Origin of the sequence: Paenibacillus sp. JJ1722, assembly GCF_048282685.1 — a bacterium.
GTDB classification, from domain to species: domain Bacteria; phylum Bacillota; class Bacilli; order Paenibacillales; family Paenibacillaceae; genus Paenibacillus; species Paenibacillus polymyxa_B.
Map to the genome: position 1 here is coordinate 5,249,406 of NZ_CP182500.1, position 19,277 is coordinate 5,268,682.

Below are 19,277 nucleotides of genomic sequence, written 5' to 3' on the forward strand. Positions count from 1 at the left end.
AAAAACAGCATCATTTTATGATAAATCTAAATGGGATTTATGCAGGAAATGCAGGGTATAAAGAGAGTCTTAAAAATCTCAATTCAGCTTATTCGACCCCTTTTACAAAAAAAACTACCAAGCAGATTTGGATGGTAGTCTGTTGTGTTTTGTCGATTTTCCAATAAATTGAAATAGTTACTCAGCGGCACTTGACGTCAGATTCCTGTGGTGGATTTTTCCCTTTCATTTGGAAAAAAACACCCGGCAGGATGCGTACCGAGAGAAATACGGCATACACCCAAGCCGGGTAAGGGATTAGAAAATAATATCAATGGCCTCTAGCACATCTTGCTCCTGTTCGGATTGCCCGTTCAGGGAAATATCCTTCAACAGCACCGAAGGCTGTTCGCAAATTTGGGTGATGATCACGAGCAGGTCCTGAGCGAAATTGTCGATCAGATTGAGCGTAAACAACTTGGTGGCATATTCAAACTGCCCGTTCATTCCCTCATCCAGCAACGAAATGACCAAGGTAAGATCAAATTGGGAAACCGTATGAGTTTCCGGATAAGATTCGATCTTGATATCCCCGAAGCTTTGAACGTTATCTTCCTTGGTTTCCAGAGCAAACATGACATCGAATATAGGATTACGGCTTTGATCTCGCGGCGCCTGCAGCTTTTTCACAAGCTCCTCGAACGGATAATCCTGGTGGTCGTAGGCCCCCAGCATCGTTTCTTTGACTTCGTTCAAGTAAGCGAGGAACGTCTTCTCCCCGGACGGATAATGGCGAATCGCCAAAGTGTTGACAAACATTCCGATGAGCGGCTCCAGGTCGGCATGTGTGCGGCCCGAAACCGGCGTGCCTACAATGAAGTCTTCTTGTCCCGAGTACTTGCTGAGCAGGATTGAATAGGCCGCCAATAACACCATATAAAGGGTGGCACCGTTCTCATCGGCGATGCGCTGCAAGCTGTCGGTGATCTGCTTGTCGATGCTGAAAGGCAGCACATCTCCCTCAAAGCTGCGAGCGGCAGGTCTGACAAAGTCCGTAGGCAGTTCAAGCGTCGGCAGTTCGCCTTCCAGCACGTCCAGCCAGTAGGCTTCCTGACGTTTCAGCCGCTCTTTTACAGGTTCGGACTGCTGCCAAGCGGCGAATTCCTTGTATTGAATCCGAAGCGGTTCCAGAGTCTCGCCGTTATACAGGCGCAGCAGCTCTTCGACGAAGATGCCCATCGACATGCCATCCGTGACGATATGATGAATGTCCAGCATGAGCAGATGCCGTTCCGCTTCCCATTCGACTAAGCCCACACGCAGCAGCGGCGGCCGCTCCAAATCAAAGACGCGTACAAAGCCGTCTACGATGCTCTTCGTTTCACTTTCCGTCGCTTTCGTATACTCGACGGCAAACTTCAAGTCCGGATAAATCCGTTGTACCGGTTCGCCGTCGACCATTTCGAAGCCGGTTCGCAAAATTTCGTGACGAGCTATCAATCCTTTGAGCGCCGCCTCGAATTGATTCCGTTCCAAACGCCCGACGAGAACCGTCATGCCGGACATGTTGTAGCTAAGCTCGGCGCCTTCCATCTGCTGCTGGATGTACAGCCGTTTTTGCACGGAGGAAAGCGGATAGTAATCCCTCTTATCCAGAACTGGAATGGAGAGGTGTTCCTGCCGCTCCAATTGGCTGATCGCTTCGGCCATCGCTTCGATGGTCGAGTGCCGGAACACATCGCGCAGCGGCAGGTCCACGCTCAGCTCCTTGTGCACCTTGCTGACCAGCGTCGTCGCCCGCAGGGAGTGCCCGCCGAGGTCGAAGAAGTTGTCCGTCACGCCAATCGTGACCGGCCCGAGCACGTCCTGCCAGATGGCGACCAGTTTCGCCTCCAGTTCGGTGCGCGGTGCCACGTATTCGCGGCCTGCGCTTGCTCCCCCTTCCGGCGCCGGCAGCGCCTTCCGGTCGATTTTCCCGTTCGGCGTCAGAGGCAGGCGCTCCAGCTCGACGAAGTACGACGGGATCATGTAACCCGGCAGCTCGCTGGAGATCGCCCGTTTCAGGTCTGCCGCCGTCAGTTCGCCATCCGTTGTGTAGTACGCGCACAGCGCTTTCTGCCCGTTCGCGTCACTTCGAACCAGCACCACCGCTTCGCGCACGCCTTCCACCCGCAGCAGCTGCGACTCGACTTCGCCCGTCTCGATCCGGTAGCCCCGGATTTTCGCCTGGTTATCGATCCGGCCGATGAAGTCCACGTTCCCGTCTTCCATCCACCGCGCCAAGTCTCCCGTGCGGTACAGCCGCTCGCCCGCGGCGAACGGACTGTCTACGAACTTCTCTTCTGTCAGCTCCGGACGGTTCAAGTACCCGCGCGCTACCCCGACTCCGCTGATGACCAGCTCGCCTAGCACCCCGACCGGCACCGGATTCAGATGCGCATCCACGATGTAGAATTTCGCATTCAGCCACGCTTTGCCGATCGGCACATGGCCTGTCTGCGGCAGCTTCGCCAGCTCCTCGTCGTAGAAGCTTGAGTCGATCGCCGCTTCCGTCACGCCGTATGCGTTGATGATCCGGAACAACGAGCCGAAGCGTTCCTGCAAGGTCCGGTAATCCGCCACGCTGCAGCTGTCCGAGCTCGTGATCAACAGTTCCATCCAGCTCATATCCAGTTGCTGCTCGTGCACGTACTCCAGGAACGGCACGATCAGCGCCGGCGTCGATTCGAAGATGGTGACCCGCTCCCGCTCCATCCAGTGGTGCAGACGAGACGGATCGATCCGGTCGTCCTTCGGCACAATCACCATCGTGCCTCCGTTGTACAGCGTCCGCGCGATATCTCCCACGAACACGTCGAACGAGAAGCTTGCCAGCTGCAGCAGCCGCACCGGGAACTGATCCAACCGGTATTCCCGCCGGTAGCCCGCCGCCGTGTTCACCAGGCTGCGGTGCTCTATCATCACGCCCTTCGGCTTGCCCGTCGTTCCCGACGTATAGATCACGTACGCCAGATCCTCTGGACGGGCTTCATGGAAGCTGTCGATGCCAACATTCTGATGGCTCTCATCGCCGTCGTCCACAGCATCCGTCAGCTTGCCGGAGACCATGCCGGAGCCAATCGGCGCATTCGCCCGCTCCTCGCTGTACGACGCTTCGTCGTCGAGGTACAGCACCGCCGCCAGCGCCAGCTCCTCTTCGCCGAGCCAGGCTTCGGCACGCTCTCGCAGCAGCGTTTGCGTCAGCAGCACCTTCGCTCCGCTGTCTTCAAGCATGAACCGCACGCGGTCTGTCGGATAATCCGGGTCGAGCGGCACATACGCCCCGCCCGCTTTCCAGACGGCCAGCACGGCCACCAGCAAGTCCACCGAACGCTCGGCGAGAATGCCGACGATCGTCTCCCGGCCGATGCCGCTTGCGCGCAGCATAGCCGCCAAGCGGTTCGCCCGCTCGTTCAGCTCCGCATAGGTCAGCCGGTCATTCTCGTACACGACGGCCGCCTCTTCCGGCGTGCGCTCCGCCTGTTCCTCAAACAGCCGGTGGAACGCGGCCGCAGAAGCCGCTTCCGGCTGCGCCGGGTTAAACGCGCCGAGAATTTGCTCTTTTTCCGCCGGTGTCAAAATGCCCAGCTCGGCAATAGTCGCCGACGGGTTGCAGAGAATGGATTCAAGCAGCTGCAAGTAGTGAGCGGCCAATTTCTCCACCGTTTCGGTTTTATAAAGAGCAGTGGCGTATTCAAACAGATATTCCAAGCCTTCCTCGATCTCCGTGACGTCCAAGCTGAGATCGAATTTAGAAACAATTTCTTCGCTGGCATACGTCGACAAATGGAGTCCGGGAAGCTGGATTTCCAAATTCTCTGTATTCTGCAAAGCAAACATCGTATCGAACAGCGGATTGCGGCGTAAATCACGAGTCACGTTCACCTTATCCACCAGTTCCTCAAACGGATAATTCTGATGTTCAAAAGCGCCCAGCGTCGTCTCCTTGATTTCCTTCAAGTAGTCAAGGAACGTCTTACCGGCAGCCGGATAACTGCGGATGGCCAGGGTATTGACGAACATCCCGATCAGCGGCTGAATGTCGCTGTGATTTCTTCCCGCAATCGGCGTACCGACCACCACGTCTTCTTGCCCTGTATATTTATGCAATAATATTGTATAACCAGCAAGCAGAACCATGTAAAGCGTTGCGCCGTTCTCGGCTGCAAGCCGTTTCAGACCCTCGCTTTTCTCGCTATCCATAAACAATTGCAGCGTGCGGCCCTCGTAGCTCTGCATAGCCGGGCGCGGATAGTCCGTCGGCAATTCCAAAACCGGCAGCTCTCCGCGGAACATGTCGAGCCAGTAGGCTTCCTGCTTGGCAAGCTGAGCTTTCTGCTCGTCCGATTGCTGCCATACCGCATAATCTTTGTACTGAATGCGGAGCGGCTCCAACTGCTCCCCGCTGTACAAGCGGACGAACTCTTCGATCAGTACGTCAATCGAAACGCCGTCAGATACGATATGATGCGTATCGAACATTAGAATGTGCCGGTCCGGCGCCAGTTCGGCAAGGCCTACCCGCAGAAGTGGCGGCTTCGCTAGATCAAACGGACGAACGAATTGGCGCACCGTTTCTTCCGCCTGCTCCCCGCTGATCTGCACATATTCCACCTGGAAGGCGGCTTCTTCGTAAATCCGCTGAACCGCTTCGCCTTTTACCATCTCAAAGCCGGTACGCAGCGTTTCATGACGAGCTACGAGCCCGCGGAACGCTTCTTCAAACCGCTGCCGGTCGAGCTCCCCTTCGAGCAGCATAGCTCCCGGTATGTTGTAGCTCAGCTCGGCTCCTTCCAGCTGGTTCAAGATATAGAGACGTTTCTGAGCGGAAGAGAGCGGATAATACTCGCTAGGTTCCGCAGCCGGAATAGCCGTGAACGAGCCGATCTCCAGCTGCTCCATAGCCGCGGCCATTTCCTCAACCGTCGAGTAGCGGAATACGTCGCGAAGCGGGAATTCAACGCCTAGCTCCTTATGCATTTTGCTGACAAGCGTCGTCGCCCGCAGGGAGTGTCCGCCGAGGTCGAAGAAGTTGTCCGTTACGCCTACCGCCTTCTCCCGAACAAGCACATCGTGCCAAATGGCGGCCAGCTTCTCCTCAAGTTCGGTGCGCGGCGCCACGTATTCGCGGCCTCCGCCTGCTCCCCCTTCCGGTGCCGGCAGCGCCTTCCGGTCGATCTTTCCGTTCGGCGTCAGAGGCAGGCGCTCCAGCTCCACGAAGTACGACGGGATCATGTACCCCGGCAGCTCGCTGGCAATCGCCCGCTTCAGGTCCGCCGCCGTCAAGCCTTCTTCCGCTGTATAATAAGCGCACAAAGCTTTCTGACCTTCTTGATCTTCCCTGACGACGACGACCGCTTCCTTTACGCCACCTACACTCAGCAGCTTCGCTTCGACTTCGCCCGTCTCAATCCGGTACCCCCGGATTTTCGCCTGGTTGTCGATCCGGCCGATGAAGTCCACGTTCCCGTCCTCCATCCACCGCGCCAAGTCTCCCGTGCGGTACAGCCGCTCGCCCGCGGCGAACGGGCTGTCTACGAACTTCTCTTCCGTCAGCTCCGGACGGTTCAAGTACCCGCGCGCTACCCCGACTCCGCCGATGACCAGCTCGCCCAGCACCCCGACCGGCACCGGATTCAGATGCGCATCCACGATGTAGAATTTCGCATTCAGCCACGCTTTGCCAATCGGCACATGGCCTGTCTGCGGCAGCTTCGTCAGCGGCTCGTCGTAGAAGCTTGAGTCGATCGCCGCTTCCGTCACGCCGTAGGCGTTGATGATCCGGAACAACGAGCCGAAGCGTTCCTGCAAGGTCCGGTAATCCGCCACGCTGCAGCTGTCCGAGCTCGTGATTAACAGCTCCATCCAGCTCATATCCAGCCGCTGCTCGTGCACGTACTCCAGGAACGGCACGATCAGCGCCGGCGTCGATTCGAAGATTGTGACCCGCTCCCGCTCAATCCAGTAGTGCAGACGAGACGGATCGATCCGATCGTCCTTCGGCACAATCACCATCGTGCCTCCGTTGTACAGCGTCCGCGCGATATCTCCCACGAACACGTCGAACGAGAAGCTTGCCAGCTGCAGCAGCCGCACCGGGAACTGATCCAACCGGTATTCCCGCCGGTAGCCCGCCGCCGTGTTCACCAGGCTGCGGTGCTCGATCATCACGCCCTTCGGCTTGCCCGTCGTTCCCGACGTATAGATCACGTACGCCAGGTCCTCTGGACGGGCTTCATGGAAGCTGTCGGCATTCGTCCCCTCCTCGCTGTACGAAGTTTCGTCGTCGAGGTACAGCACCGCCGCCAGCGCCAGCTCCTCTTCGCCGAGCCAGGCTTCGGCGCGCTCTCGCAGCGCCGTTTGCGTCAGCAGCACCTTCGCTCCGCTGTCTTCAAGCATGAACCGCACGCGGTCTGCCGGATAATCCGGGTCGAGCGGCACATACGCCCCGCCCGCTTTCCAGACGGCCAGCACGGCCACCAGCAAGTCCACCGAACGCTCGGCGAGAATGCCGACGATCGTCTCCCGGCCGATGCCGCTTGCGCGCAGCGTAGCCGCCAAGCGATTCGCCCGCTCGTTCAGCTCCGCATACGTCAGCCGGTCGTTCTCGTACACGACAGCTGCCGCTTCCGGCGTGCGTTCCGCCTGTTCCTCGAACAGCCGGTGGAACGCCGACGCAGGAGCCGCTTCCGGCTGCGCCGGGTTAAACGCGCCAAGAATTTGCTCTTTTTCCGCCGCCGTCAAAAGCTCCAACTGATTCACGCGGATGTTTGGGTTAGCCGCAACCTTCTCCAGTGCCCGGGCAAAATGACCGTGGATCAGCCTGATGTCTTCCTCTCTGAACGTCAGCGCATTGTACGTAAACCGCAGCAAAATATGCTCTTCCGGAATGACGGTAATGTCCAGGTCGTAGTTCGTTTGCTCCGGCGACTGGATATTAGCGATTTTCAGCGCTTCTTTGTCTCCGCCGACGACCTGCTCAATCTGTTCTTCCATCGGATAATTTTCGAAGACCATGATATGGTTGATCAAATCGCGCTTTTGCTCGCTCAGCGACTGAATTTCGAACAGCGGGAACGTTTCGTAAGCTCCCGATGCCAGCGCTTGATCCTGGGTTTTTCTCAAGATATCGGCTACCGTCTCCTCGGCTTTGCCTTGAATACGGACCGGGATCGTATTAATAAACAGGCCGATCATGCTTTCGATGCCCGGAATTTCCGCCGGACGCCCGGATACGACGGAGCCGAATACGACATCCTCGCTGTTGTTGTATACCTGCAGAACCAGTCCCCATACGGTCTGCATGAACGTATTGAGCGTCACCTGCTGCTGGCGCGCCACCCGCTCGATTTGCCCGGTCAGTTCCTTGCTGAGTTCCACATCGATTTCAGCCGCTTCAAAAGCGCCCTGCTTCAGCTGCGTTTTCTCCTGGGGCAGCTTGGTCTGCTGATCGTAACCCGCCAAATACTCGGACCAGTAACGCGAAGCTTTCGCGGCATCTTGAGCTTCCAGCCATTCGATATACCGGGAGTACGAGGTAACCGGAGGAAGCTCCAGCGTCCGCTTCTCCTGGAACGCGAAGTAGGTGTCGAACACTTCCTTGATCATAAAGGACATGCACCAGCCGTCCATCAAAATGTGATGGTGACTCCAGATCACATGGTAGGACTCGTCGCCCGTGCGCAAAACTGTCACGCGCATAAGAGAGCCTCGGGCCATATCGAACTTGTTCGCTTTATCCGCGCTGACGAAATCGGCTATCGTCTTCTCCGGGTCTTCATCACTTACTGAGCGAATATCTTCGAAGTACACTTCACACTTCCGCTCACGGAATACCACTTGAATCGGCTCGTCTCTCCAGCCGGTAATAAAGTTGGTCCGCAGCGCCTCATTCCGCTGCACCAGCGTATCCAATCCTTGGGTGAAGGCTTCGACATTCAGGCTTCCGTACAGATCGAAGGTCACCTGTTCGAAGTAAGCTTCCGAATCGGCATCCAGCAGGCTGTGGAACAACATCCCTTTTTGCAGCGGAGTCAGGGTGTATACATTCTCCAGTTCGCCGAGCGCCGCCGTATGTTCGGTCAGCCGCTCCAGTTCCTCCAACGTCACATCTTGAAGCAGTACGTCGCTAGGCGTAAGCTCCGGCCGCTCTTTCGATACGCAATGGCTGATGACTTCACGCAAGCTCGAATGAAGCAGGGTGCCCAGGCGCTCTACCGTTTCCCGTTTATACTGGGTTTCCCCATAACGGATCGTGAGTTCCTGCACTCCTTCCGACACCATACCGTTGATATCGAGGACATAATCCATCACTGCATTCGGGCTTGAATCGGAGCCCGGGCTGAACGGAGACGGCCTCGAGCCGCTGCTTTCGTAAGCCTGGTCGAACTGACCCAAATAGTTAAAGCTGATCTCCGGCTCCAAAGCGAAGCGCTCGCCGTCACGCGGCGCCGACAAATAACGCAGGATGCCGTAGCCGATTCCTTTGTTCGGAATGCGACGCAAGCTTTCTTTAACCTGTTTCACCTGATGACCGAGCGCCTGGGCGTGACCCGGCTCCAGAACGACAGGGAATTGGCTTGTAAACCAGCCTACCGTGCGCGTAATGTCCACATCCGGCAATATATCTTCCCGGCCGTGGCCTTCGAGATTCACCAGCACGCGTTCCCGGCCGCTCCAAGCTTGTACCGCGAGGCCAAGCGCGGCAAGCAGCAAATCGTTCATTTCCGTATGGTAAGCACGGTGTGCCTGCTTCAGCAGCTGTTCGGTTTCCTCCGCCGTCCAGCGAACGGTCACGAGCCCGCTGTCCTTCAGCTTGGATCTGCCTTGTTCAAAATCTTTCGGAAGCGGCTCATAGGTCAATTGCTCGATATGCTGCCAATACTCTCTCTCGCTTTCCATCGCCGGACCGTTCGCATAATCAGCGAGCTGTTTCGCCCACGTTTGGAATGAATCCGTTTTGAGCGGCAGACGGATCGGCTGCCCTTGCAGCGCCTGCTCATAGCCGGCAGCAAAATCCTCAAGCAGAATCCGCCAGGATACGCCATCTACGACCAAGTGATGGATCGCGATGAGCAGGTGGTCGCCGTCGTCGCAGCGGAACAAGCCGAGCTTCACCAGCGGACCGTTTTCCAGATCGATGCTCGCTTGAATGTCATTCGCCTTAGCCTCTACCGCTTCTTTCACGTCGCCGACTCCCTTGAAATCGACAACTTCCAGATCGAACAGCGCTTCGTTCTCTCCGGCGCCGCGGTTCCAGGCGGTATAGCCGTTCTCGGTTTGGCGGTAAACCGTACGGAGAGCATCGTGATGCACGACAAGCTGACGCACCGCTTGGCGTAAAGCTTCTTCGTCAAAGCCTTGCTTGGAGAACTGCATGAACGCCTGGTTGCTGTGATGCACGTCGGCCGGATTTTGTTCAAAGAACCAGCGCTGAATCGGGGTCAAGATGACCTCTCCCCTCACTTCGGCCTGGCTTGCCGTTCTCTCCGCCGTTTGCAGCTGCAAACTAAGGGCGGAAATCGTCGGGTAATGGAACAAATCTTTCATGACCAGCTTGTACCCCGTTTGCAAAAGACGGGACGATACCTGCAAGGCCTTGATCGAATCGCCGCCGAGCGCAAAGAAATTGTCCATCGTGCCGACCTGATCCACGCCCAGCACCGACTGCCAGACCGACGCAAGTGCTTGCTCGGCAGGAGTACGAGGCGCCGTGTATGCAGCCTCGGCACGAATGCTTCCTTCCGGCACAGGCAGCGCTTTACGGTCGATCTTCCCGTTCGGCGTAAGCGGCATTTGATCCAGGCGCATGATGCGCGAAGGCACCATATGGGAAGGCAGCGCGGCGTCCAGATGGGCCACAAGCCCTTCCAGATCGAAGCTGGAATCCGCTACGACATACCCACACAAATATTTCTGCCCCCGCTCGTCCGTCCGGTCGATGACAAGCGCTTGACGCACGCCGGCAAAATTTTTCATAGCCGCTTCAATTTCACCAAGCTCGATCCGATAGCCGCGAATTTTCACCTGGTTGTCGATCCGGCCGATGAAGTCCACGTTGCCGTCCGGCATCCAGCGCGCCAGGTCGCCCGTCCGGTACAGACGCTCCCCAGCGGCGAACGGGCTGTCTACGAATTTCTCCGCCGTCAAATCCGGGCGGTTCAAGTAACCGCGGGCCACACCCGCTCCGCCGATAACCAGCTCGCCCAACACCCCGATCGGCACCGGCTTCAGATTCGCATCCACGATGTAGAACTTGGCGTTCAGCCACGCTTTCCCGATCGGCACGCTGCCCGTCTTCGGCAGCTTCTCCAGCGGCTCGTCATAGAAGCTGGAGTCAATCGCCGCTTCCGTTACGCCGTAGCTGTTAATAATACGGAACTGCGAGCCGAAGCGCTCCTGCAAGGTGCGGTAATCCGCTACGCTGCACGCATCCGAGCTTGTGATCAGCAGCTGCATCGAGCTGAGGTCCAGACCCTCGGCATGCACATGCTCCATGAACGGCACGATCAGCGCCGGAGTCGATTCGAACACCGTCACGGCGTAGTCGCGAATCCAGCCGTAGAGGCGGGTTGGATCAATCCGGTCGTCCTTCGGCACAATGACCATGGTGCCGCCGTTGTACAGCGTCCGCGCAATGTCGCCGACGAACACGTCGAACGAGAAGCTGGCGAGCTGCAGCAGCCGGATCGGGAACTGATCCAGGCGGTAGTCCCGCCGGTAGCCCGCCGCCGTGTTCACCAGGCTGCGGTTTTCCACCGCCACGCCCTTCGGACGGCCCGTCGTACCGGAGGTGTAGATGACGTAAGCCAAATCGCGCGGCTTGTTCACATTCGCCGGATTCGATGCGAGATCCGCCGCTAGTACGTTCTTCTCGGCTTCTGCCGTGGCGGACGTTTCGGCGGCAGCCGTTTCCGCTTGCGCCAAAGCCTCCGCCTCTGCGCCTGCTTCGCCCACAGCCGCTTCCGCCGCTCCGAGGCTGTACGTCGCGGCGTCGTCAAGCGCAAGCACCGTTTGCAGCACTAGAGCTCCGTCGCTGCGCCAAGCTTCCGCCTGCTCCAGCAGGCGGGTCTGCGTGAGCAGCACCGACGCCCCGCTGTCCGCGAGCATATACTCGATCCGCTCCGCCGGATAGTCCGGGTCGAGCGGCACATAAGCGCCGCCCGCTTTCCATACGGCGAGCACCCCGATCAACAGCTCCGCCGAACGGTCGGCCAGAATGCCGACCACCTGTTCCGGCTTCACCCCGCGCGCCCGCAGTGCATACGCCAGACGATTCGCTTTGGCGTTCAGCTCCGCATACGTCAGCTTGCTGTCTTCGTAGACAACCGCCAGCGCTCCCGGAGTGCGCTCCGCCTGCTCCTCGAACAGCTCGTGGAACGTTCTCTCTCTCCACGACTCATCCGCTTCCAAACCTGTACCCTCTGCGGCGGGTTGCTTCGCAAGAGCCGAAGACGACACGTCAAACCCGACCAGCAAATCATGCTTTTCGCTGTCCGTCAAGATATCCAAATCCGAAATCCGTGCACCCGGCTGAGCCAGGATCGACGCCAAAAGCTGCTCGTAATGACCCGCCAGCCGTACCATCGTTTCCTGTCTAAACAACGAGGTAGCGTACTCGATCTTGCAAACCAGCTCGTTATCGGCTTCCACGATATCAAAGCTAAGATCAAACTTTGCCGTCTTTTCCTCGATGTCGAACAGCGACCATTGCAAGCCTTCCAGGGTTAAATCCAAGCTTTCGTGCTTTTGCAAAGAAAACATGGTGTCAAACAGAGGATTCCGGCTTAAATCCCGGCTCACCTGAAGAGCTTCCACCAGCTCCTCGAACGGATAGTCCTGGTGCTCGTAGGCTCCAAGCGTCGTTTCCTTCACTTCCTGCAAGTAATCCAGGAACGTCCGCTCCGCCGCCGGACCCAAGCGAAGGGCCAGCGTATTGACGAACATGCCGATAATCGGCTGCAGGTCGGCGTGAGAACGGGCGGCAATTGGAGTGCCGACCACTATATCTTCCTGTCCCGCGTATTTATGAAGCAATACGGAGTACGCAGCCAGCAGAAGCATGTACAGCGTCGCTCCCGAATCGCCGGCAAGCCGTTTGAGAGCTTCGCTTTTCTCCGCATCCAGCGTAAACGTGAGCGTTTGACCGTCAAACTGCTGGACAGCCGGGCGGGAGAAGTCGAGAGGCAGCTCAAGAACCGGAAGCTCGGAGCTGAATACCCCGCGCCAGTATTCCTCCTGCCGTTTGATGCGCTGGCGCTGCTCCTCGGATTGCTGCCAAACGGCGTAATCCTTGTATTGAATCCGCAGCTCCGGCAATTCTTCCCCATTGTAAAGCCGCACGAATTCACGCAGCAGCACGTCCATGGAAAGGCCGTCGGAACCAATATGATGAATATCCAGCGCGAGCAGGAATTTCTCTTTCTCCAGTTCGATCAGCAGGGCGCGCAGCAAAGGCGGCTGGGTCAAGTCAAAAGGCTGAATGAAGCCTTCAAGAATGGCCGCAACCTGATCTTCGCTTGCTTGAAGCTTCTCGACCTTGAAAGCTACGAGCGGATGAATACGCTGAACCGGCTCCCCATTCACGATTTCAAATCCGGTGCGCAGCATATCGTGCCGGGCCACCAAAGTAGTCAGCGCCTTTTCCACTTTGGCCTCGTTCAAAGCCCCTCTCAATTGCAAGGCGCTTGGGAGATTATAATTCAGCTCCAAGCTATCCAGCTGGTGCAGGACGTACAGCCTTTTTTGCGCGGAGGAAACCGGATAGTACGCTTTCTCTTCCGCTTTCGGAATCGAGCTGTGCTGCGATTCTTCCAAGCTGGCAATAGCCCCGGCCATCGATTCTACCGTCATATAGCGGAACACATCGCGCAGCGGAAGTTCGACGTTCATTTCCTTCCGAATCTTGCTGACAAGGTTCGTCGCCCGCAAGGAGTGGCCTCCGAGCTCGAAGAAATTGTCCAGGACTCCAATGCCGGAGTAACCCAGCACTTCCTCCCAGATCTTCACAAGCTCGGACTCCGTCCGGTTACGCGGTGCTACATATTCGACGCCCGTCTGCAAGCTGCCTTGGGGCTCCGGCAGCGCTTTGCGGTCTACTTTGCCGTTGGCCGTCAGCGGCATGCGCTCCAGCTGCACGAAGTACGACGGGATCATGTACCCCGGCATTCCCTGGGCCAGCGAGGTTCTCATTTCGCTGACCGTCAGTGTCCGGTCCGCCACAAAGTAGGCGACAAGCGCCTTCTCGCCCCCGCCGTCCTGACGGGCAAGCACCACCGCTTCTTCCACGCCCTCGACGTTCAGCAGCTGCGTCTCGATTTCGTCCAGTTCGATCCGGTAACCGCGGATTTTGACCTGGTGATCGATTCGGCCCAGGTATTCGATATTGCCGTCCGGCAGCCAAGCCGCCAAGTCGCCCGACCGGTACAGTTTCTCCCCTTCCGCAAACGGGGAATCGACGAACTTCTCCGCCGTCAGATCCGGACGGTTCAGATATCCTCTTGCAAGGCCTTCCCCGGCCACGTACATTTCGCCCGCTACGCCGATCGGCACAGGGCGGCAGCTTTCATCCAGGACATACACGCTCAGCGTCGGGATCGGCTTGCCGATATTGCTCTTCGCCGCCTCCATTTCGACCCATGTGATTTCCTTATATGTCACGTGGACTGTCGTCTCGGTAATGCCGTACATATTGATCAGCTTCGTCTCCGAGTACTTCGTCTTGAAGCCCTTGAGCAGCAGCGGACTCAGCGCTTCGCCCCCGAAGATGACGTTGCGAATCCGCAGATCGTACGGATGGTCCGCCAAGACCTCACGCAGCAGCTGGTAGAAGTACGTTGGCGTCTGGTTCAAAATGGTAACCTGTTCGCGGCCCAGCAGCGCCAGGAAATCGGCCGGATTTTTCGCCGTCAGCGGCGGTACGATGACCAGCTTGCCTCCGTACAGCAGCGCTCCGTACATTTCCCAGACGGAGAAATCGAAGCAGAACGAGTGGAACAGCGTCCACGTGTCGGACGGCCCGAAGTCGAACAGGTTCTTGTCGTTGAACAGGAGCCGCACGACGTTCTTATGCTCGATCAGCGTTCCTTTCGGTCTGCCGGTCGTTCCCGACGTGTAGATGACATAAGCCAGGTTGCCCGGCCCGGAAATCGGCTCCAGGTTCGAAGCGTCCAGCGCATCGGCGGAGTCCACCCCTCTGTCGCCCCAAACGAAATTGTCCAATTCGAGGCGCGTTCCTGCGAAGTCAGTCTTCTCGTGCAGATGCTTTTGAATCAGCAATAACGGCGCGCCCGAATCCTCGATCATGAAGCGGATGCGCTCCTCCGGGTAGTCGGGATCGACAGGCACGTAGGCTCCGCCCGCTTTGAGAATCGCCAGAATGCCGACAACCATATCGAGCGAGCGTTCGGCCAGAATCGCTACCAGCTGGTCCGCTTCTACTCCCGTCTCCCGCAGCTTCCGCGCAAGGCGGTTGGATCGCTCGTTCAGCTCGCGGTAGGTCAGCTGCCGCTCGTTCATGACGGCGGCCACGTTGTCCGGGTAAAGCTCCGCCTGCTCTTCGAACAAGCCGTGAATCGTCTGCTGCCGCGGGTAGTCCGTCTCCGAATCGTTGAAACCGCGCACCAGCTCGCGGATTTCCTCCTCCGTGAGCATTTCCAGCGAGGCAATATCCCCGTCCGGCGCTGCTGCGATGGTTTCGAGCAGCTTGTCATAATGTCTGGCGAACCGCTCCGCGGTCTCTTGTTTATACAAAGCCGTAGCGTACTCCAACCGGCATTCGAGCTGACCGTCCAGCTCCGAAATATCCAGGAGCAGCTCGAACTTGGATGTTTGGTTTTCCAGTGGATAAAACGATTGCTCCAGCCCCTCGATGACAATTTGCTCGTTCTCCGTATTTTGTAGGGAGAAGAACGTGTCAAAGAGCGGATTCCGGCCGGTCGCGCGCGGAATGTGAAGACTTACTACCAAGTCTTCGAACAAATAATTTTGGTGTTCGAAAGCCCCGAGCGTGATGTCCTTGATTTCTTCCAGGTACGAAAGGTACGGCTTGGAACGCTCCGGACGGCTGCGAATGGCCAGCGTGTTGATAAACATCCCTACGATCGGCTGCACTTCTTCCTGCGTTCTTCCGGCAATCGGCGTTCCTACGATCAGATCTTCCTGACCCGAATATTTATGCATAAGGATGGTGTAAGCCGACAGCAGCACCATGTACAGGGTCGTCCCCGTCCGTGCCGCCAGTTCTTTCAGCTTCTCCGTCCGATCTTTCTCGATATAAAACTTCACGGTTCGGCCGTCAAAGCTTTGCACCGCAGGCCGCGGGAAGTCCGTCGGTAGCTCCAAGACCGGCAACTCGCCCGACAGCTGTTCCAGCCAATACTCCTTCTGCGGCTGAAGCATCTGCCCGTAAGCTTCGGAATGCTGCCAAACGGCATAATCTTTGTATTGAATGCGCAGCGGGGTCAGCTCCTCGCCCCGATACAGGCGGCTGAACTCGTCGAAGAGCAGCGCTGTCGAAATGCCGTCCGAGACGATATGGTGCATATCGAACAGCAGAATGTGGCGATCCTCGGCGACTTCGATCAGGCCGATGCGGAGAAGTGGGGGCTTGGTCACATCAAACGGATAATAGTAAGCTTCCACCACTTGGTCCACTTCCCGCTCGCTCGCCTGGAAATAATCTACAGCAAACTCCACCTCGTCATAGATGCGCTGGACAAGCTCGCCTTGAACCTGCTCGATCCCGGTACGCAGCGTCTCATGGCGCTGAATCAGCGCCCGGAACGCGTGCTCGACGCGCGTGCGGTCCAGCTTGCCTTCGAGAAGAAGCGCCGCCGACATATTGTAGCTGCGCTCGGCCCCGTCAAGCTGGCGCAGGACGTACAGACGCTTTTGCTCGGATGAAACCGGATAGTACTCGGCCTCAGCCGCCTTTGTGATCTCATACGTCTCCTGCTGCCTTAAACCGCTGATTCTTTGGGCCAGCTGTTCGATCGTGGTGTAGCGGAAAACTTCCCGCAACGGAACCTCGACTTGCAGCTCTTTCCGAATCTTGGAAACAAGCGTGGAGGCCCGCAAGGAATGACCACCCAAGTCAAAGAAATCGTCTTGGACTCCAACTCGCGCAATACCCAGCACCTGCTGCCAAATGAGAGCAAGTCTTGTTTCCAGCGTTGTGCGAGGAGCCACATACTCACGGCCTGCTTCTACCTCTCCGGTCGGTTCAGGCAGCGCTTTACGGTCAATTTTGCCGTTCGGCGTGAGCGGAAGCTTATCAAGAGACACCAGCCGGGCCGGGACCATATGGGCCGGCAGCTCTTGCTTCAATTGGGACAGCAGATCGCTCAGCTGCAAGGAAGCATCCGCCGCCACGTAGCCGCACAAATACTTTTGCCCCTGCTCATCCGTACGGTCGGTCACCACAGCCTGCTTGACGCCCGGGAAACGCAGCAGGGTCGTTTCAATTTCGCCGAGTTCGATCCGGAACCCGCGAATTTTCACCTGATAGTCGATCCGGCCGATGAAGTCGACGTTGCCGTCTTTCAGCCAGCGGGCCAAATCGCCTGTCCGGTACAGACGTTCGCCCGGCACAAACGGGCTGTCTGCAAACTTCTCGGCGGTTAGGTCCGGACGGTTCCAGTACCCGCGCGCCACCCCGGCGCCGCCGATGACAAGCTCGCCCGGAACCCCTACAGGAACCGGCTTTAACGCGGCATTGACAATGTAAAACCGGGCGTTCAGCCAAGCTTTGCCGATCGGCACATGACCCGACGGCGGCAGCTTATCCAGCGGCTCACCGTAAAAGCTGCTGTCAATGGCCGCTTCGGTAACGCCATAGCTGTTGATGATGCGGAATTGTCCGCCGAATCTTTCCTGCAGCAATCGGTAATCGGTGACACTGCAAGCATCCGAGCTGGTAATCAGCAACTGCATGGAGCTAACGTCCAGCCCTTCTTCATAAATATGCTGCATGAACGGCAGGATGAGCGCAGGCGTCGATTCGAATACCGTAATGTTTTGGTCCCGAATCCAGCCGTACAAGAGGTTCGGATCAATCCGGTCATCCTTCGGCACAATCACCATCGTGCCTCCGTTATACAGCGTCCGCGCGATGTCTCCGACGAACACGTCAAACGAGAAGCTGGCCAGCTGCAGCAGCCGCACCGGAAACTGATCCAACCGGTACTCGCGACGGTACGCATCCGCCGTATTCACGAGACTACCGTGCTCGATCATGACGCCTTTCGGGCGTCCCGTCGTACCCGAGGTGTAAATCACATAAGCCAAGTCTTGCGGGGCGCTGCCGGCAGATTCAAATTCCACGGCTAAGGCATCCCCGTTATAAATCTGTTCATCGTCCATGGCATAGACAGCTTGAAGCTTCAGCCGGTCATCGGCCAACCAACCTCCGGCCCGCTCCAACAGATGACGCTGCGTAAGCAGCACCGATGCATCGCTATCGCTGAGCATGTACTCAATCCGCTCCGCCGGATAATCGGGGTCCAGCGGTACATAGGCTCCGCCGGCTTTCCAAACGGCGAGCACCCCGACCAGCAGTTCCACCGAACGCTCCGCCCAGATCCCCGTAATCGTCTCCCTTCCCACGCCCTGTTCGCGAAGGAGAGAAGCCAGCCGCTCGGCGCGTTCGTTCAATTCGCCGTAGGTCAGCTGTTTGTCCATGTAGACGACTGCCGGATGATCCGGAATTTCCCGGGCAAACTTTTCAACATACCGATGGAACGCTTCTCCCTCGCTCAGCCCGGCCACCGGCGGGTTAAAAACGTTGAGAATGCGGTGTCTCTCCTCATCGCTCAGCAGAGAAATCTCGCGTACCGGCAGTTCGGGAGTCTGAAGAAACTGGTCCAGAACGGTTACATACTGTTCCATAATCCGATCAATCTCGGCCGTCTCGAACAGGCCGGTACGATAGGAAGCATGGAGAATTACATGGCCTTCATTCAGCATATGGTCGAAGCGCAGCAGCAAATCGTCCATCTCGTGCCTAGCGAAGTGAGCCTCCAGGCGTACCTTGATTTCTTCGTACTCCACGATTTTCAAAGGCAGATATTCCAGAGACGTGCGGAACAGCCCCGAAAGATCGTTGCGGCCGTGTTGTTCGCGTAAATCCTGGATCAATTGGTTATAAGGGTATTTCTGATACCTCAGATCCGCCGTATTTTCCTTGGAAACCGTTTGGATCAAGGAAAGCAAGTGCCTGTCTGGATTCAGACGAATCCGCGTAGCCACGGTGCTGACGAACATGCCGATCGTTTCTTTTTCCTTCTTGCTGGTGCGATTGGCGAAAACCGTGCCGACCGGAACATCGGTGCTGTCGGTCAGCTTGTACAATAAGGCGTACATGGCGGACAGAAATAACGTATATAAGCTGACCTGATATTGTTCGCTAAAGGCCAGAATGCGTTCATACCGGGAACCGTCCAAAGTGATGGCCAGTTTATTGGATTCGCTGCCGATCGAGAATGGCGGATACGATTTAATGCCGGTCGTTTCAGGCAAAGTGTTGTACTTCGTCAGCCAGTATTCCTTGCCTTTTTGATAACGCTGCGATTGCTCATATTCACGCTCCGCGGAAATATAATCCAGATAGGAAGGGGCCTGGTAACTGCTGGAGATGCCTTTGCGCAGTTCCAGGTATTTTTCCATCACCGCATGCAGCAAAGCATTGACGGACAAGCCGTCGGCGATAATATGATTTACCGTCAAATTGAGCCATACTTGGCCGTTCGCAAAATGGATAATCGTAAATTGGTAGAGGTGTTCGTCGAACACGCTGGCCGGTTTTTCGCTTACTTCTTTCACCCAAGCATAGAATTGTTCGGTTGTGCCTATTTCGAGGCGGCTTATCCTAGCTTGGACATTCTCCGGCTCTTCGAACCACTGCGTTGGATTTTGCAAATCCCCACTAATGCGGATTCGGAAAACGTCATAGGTTTTGACGATCTCTGCCGCCGCTTGCTCCAGAAGCTGTGTGTTGATCTCGCCCGTAATCTGGTAGGTCGCGGAAAGCATCGTGATGGACGTTCCCGGATTCATAATTTCCATGAACCATATTCGGCGCTGGGCTTGCGTTAATCCATATTGCTCGTTGGTATTCTCTCTCACATCGACACACTCCCGGTTTAGAGATTCTTTATAGATAGGCTTTGTACCTAGATGTCACTTAGTCACTCTTAGAAGAACCGCGCAGGCCATTCCCGGAACGGCTCCTTCGGACTCTTCCTCCTTTTTCGTGTCTACGT

Annotated in this window: 1 protein-coding gene; it reads right to left on the reverse strand. The window is 57.0% G+C overall.

The window, feature by feature from the left end; genetic code table 11:
* Nucleotides 1–297: 297 nt before the first annotated feature.
* Nucleotides 298–19,140 carry a non-ribosomal peptide synthase/polyketide synthase gene (locus tag ACM1ND_RS23445; protein WP_418026610.1) on the reverse strand — a complete coding sequence of 6,281 codons (18,843 nt, stop codon included), beginning with the start codon at nt 19,138–19,140 and terminating at the stop codon, nt 298–300.
* Nucleotides 19,141–19,277 lie beyond the last annotated feature (137 nt).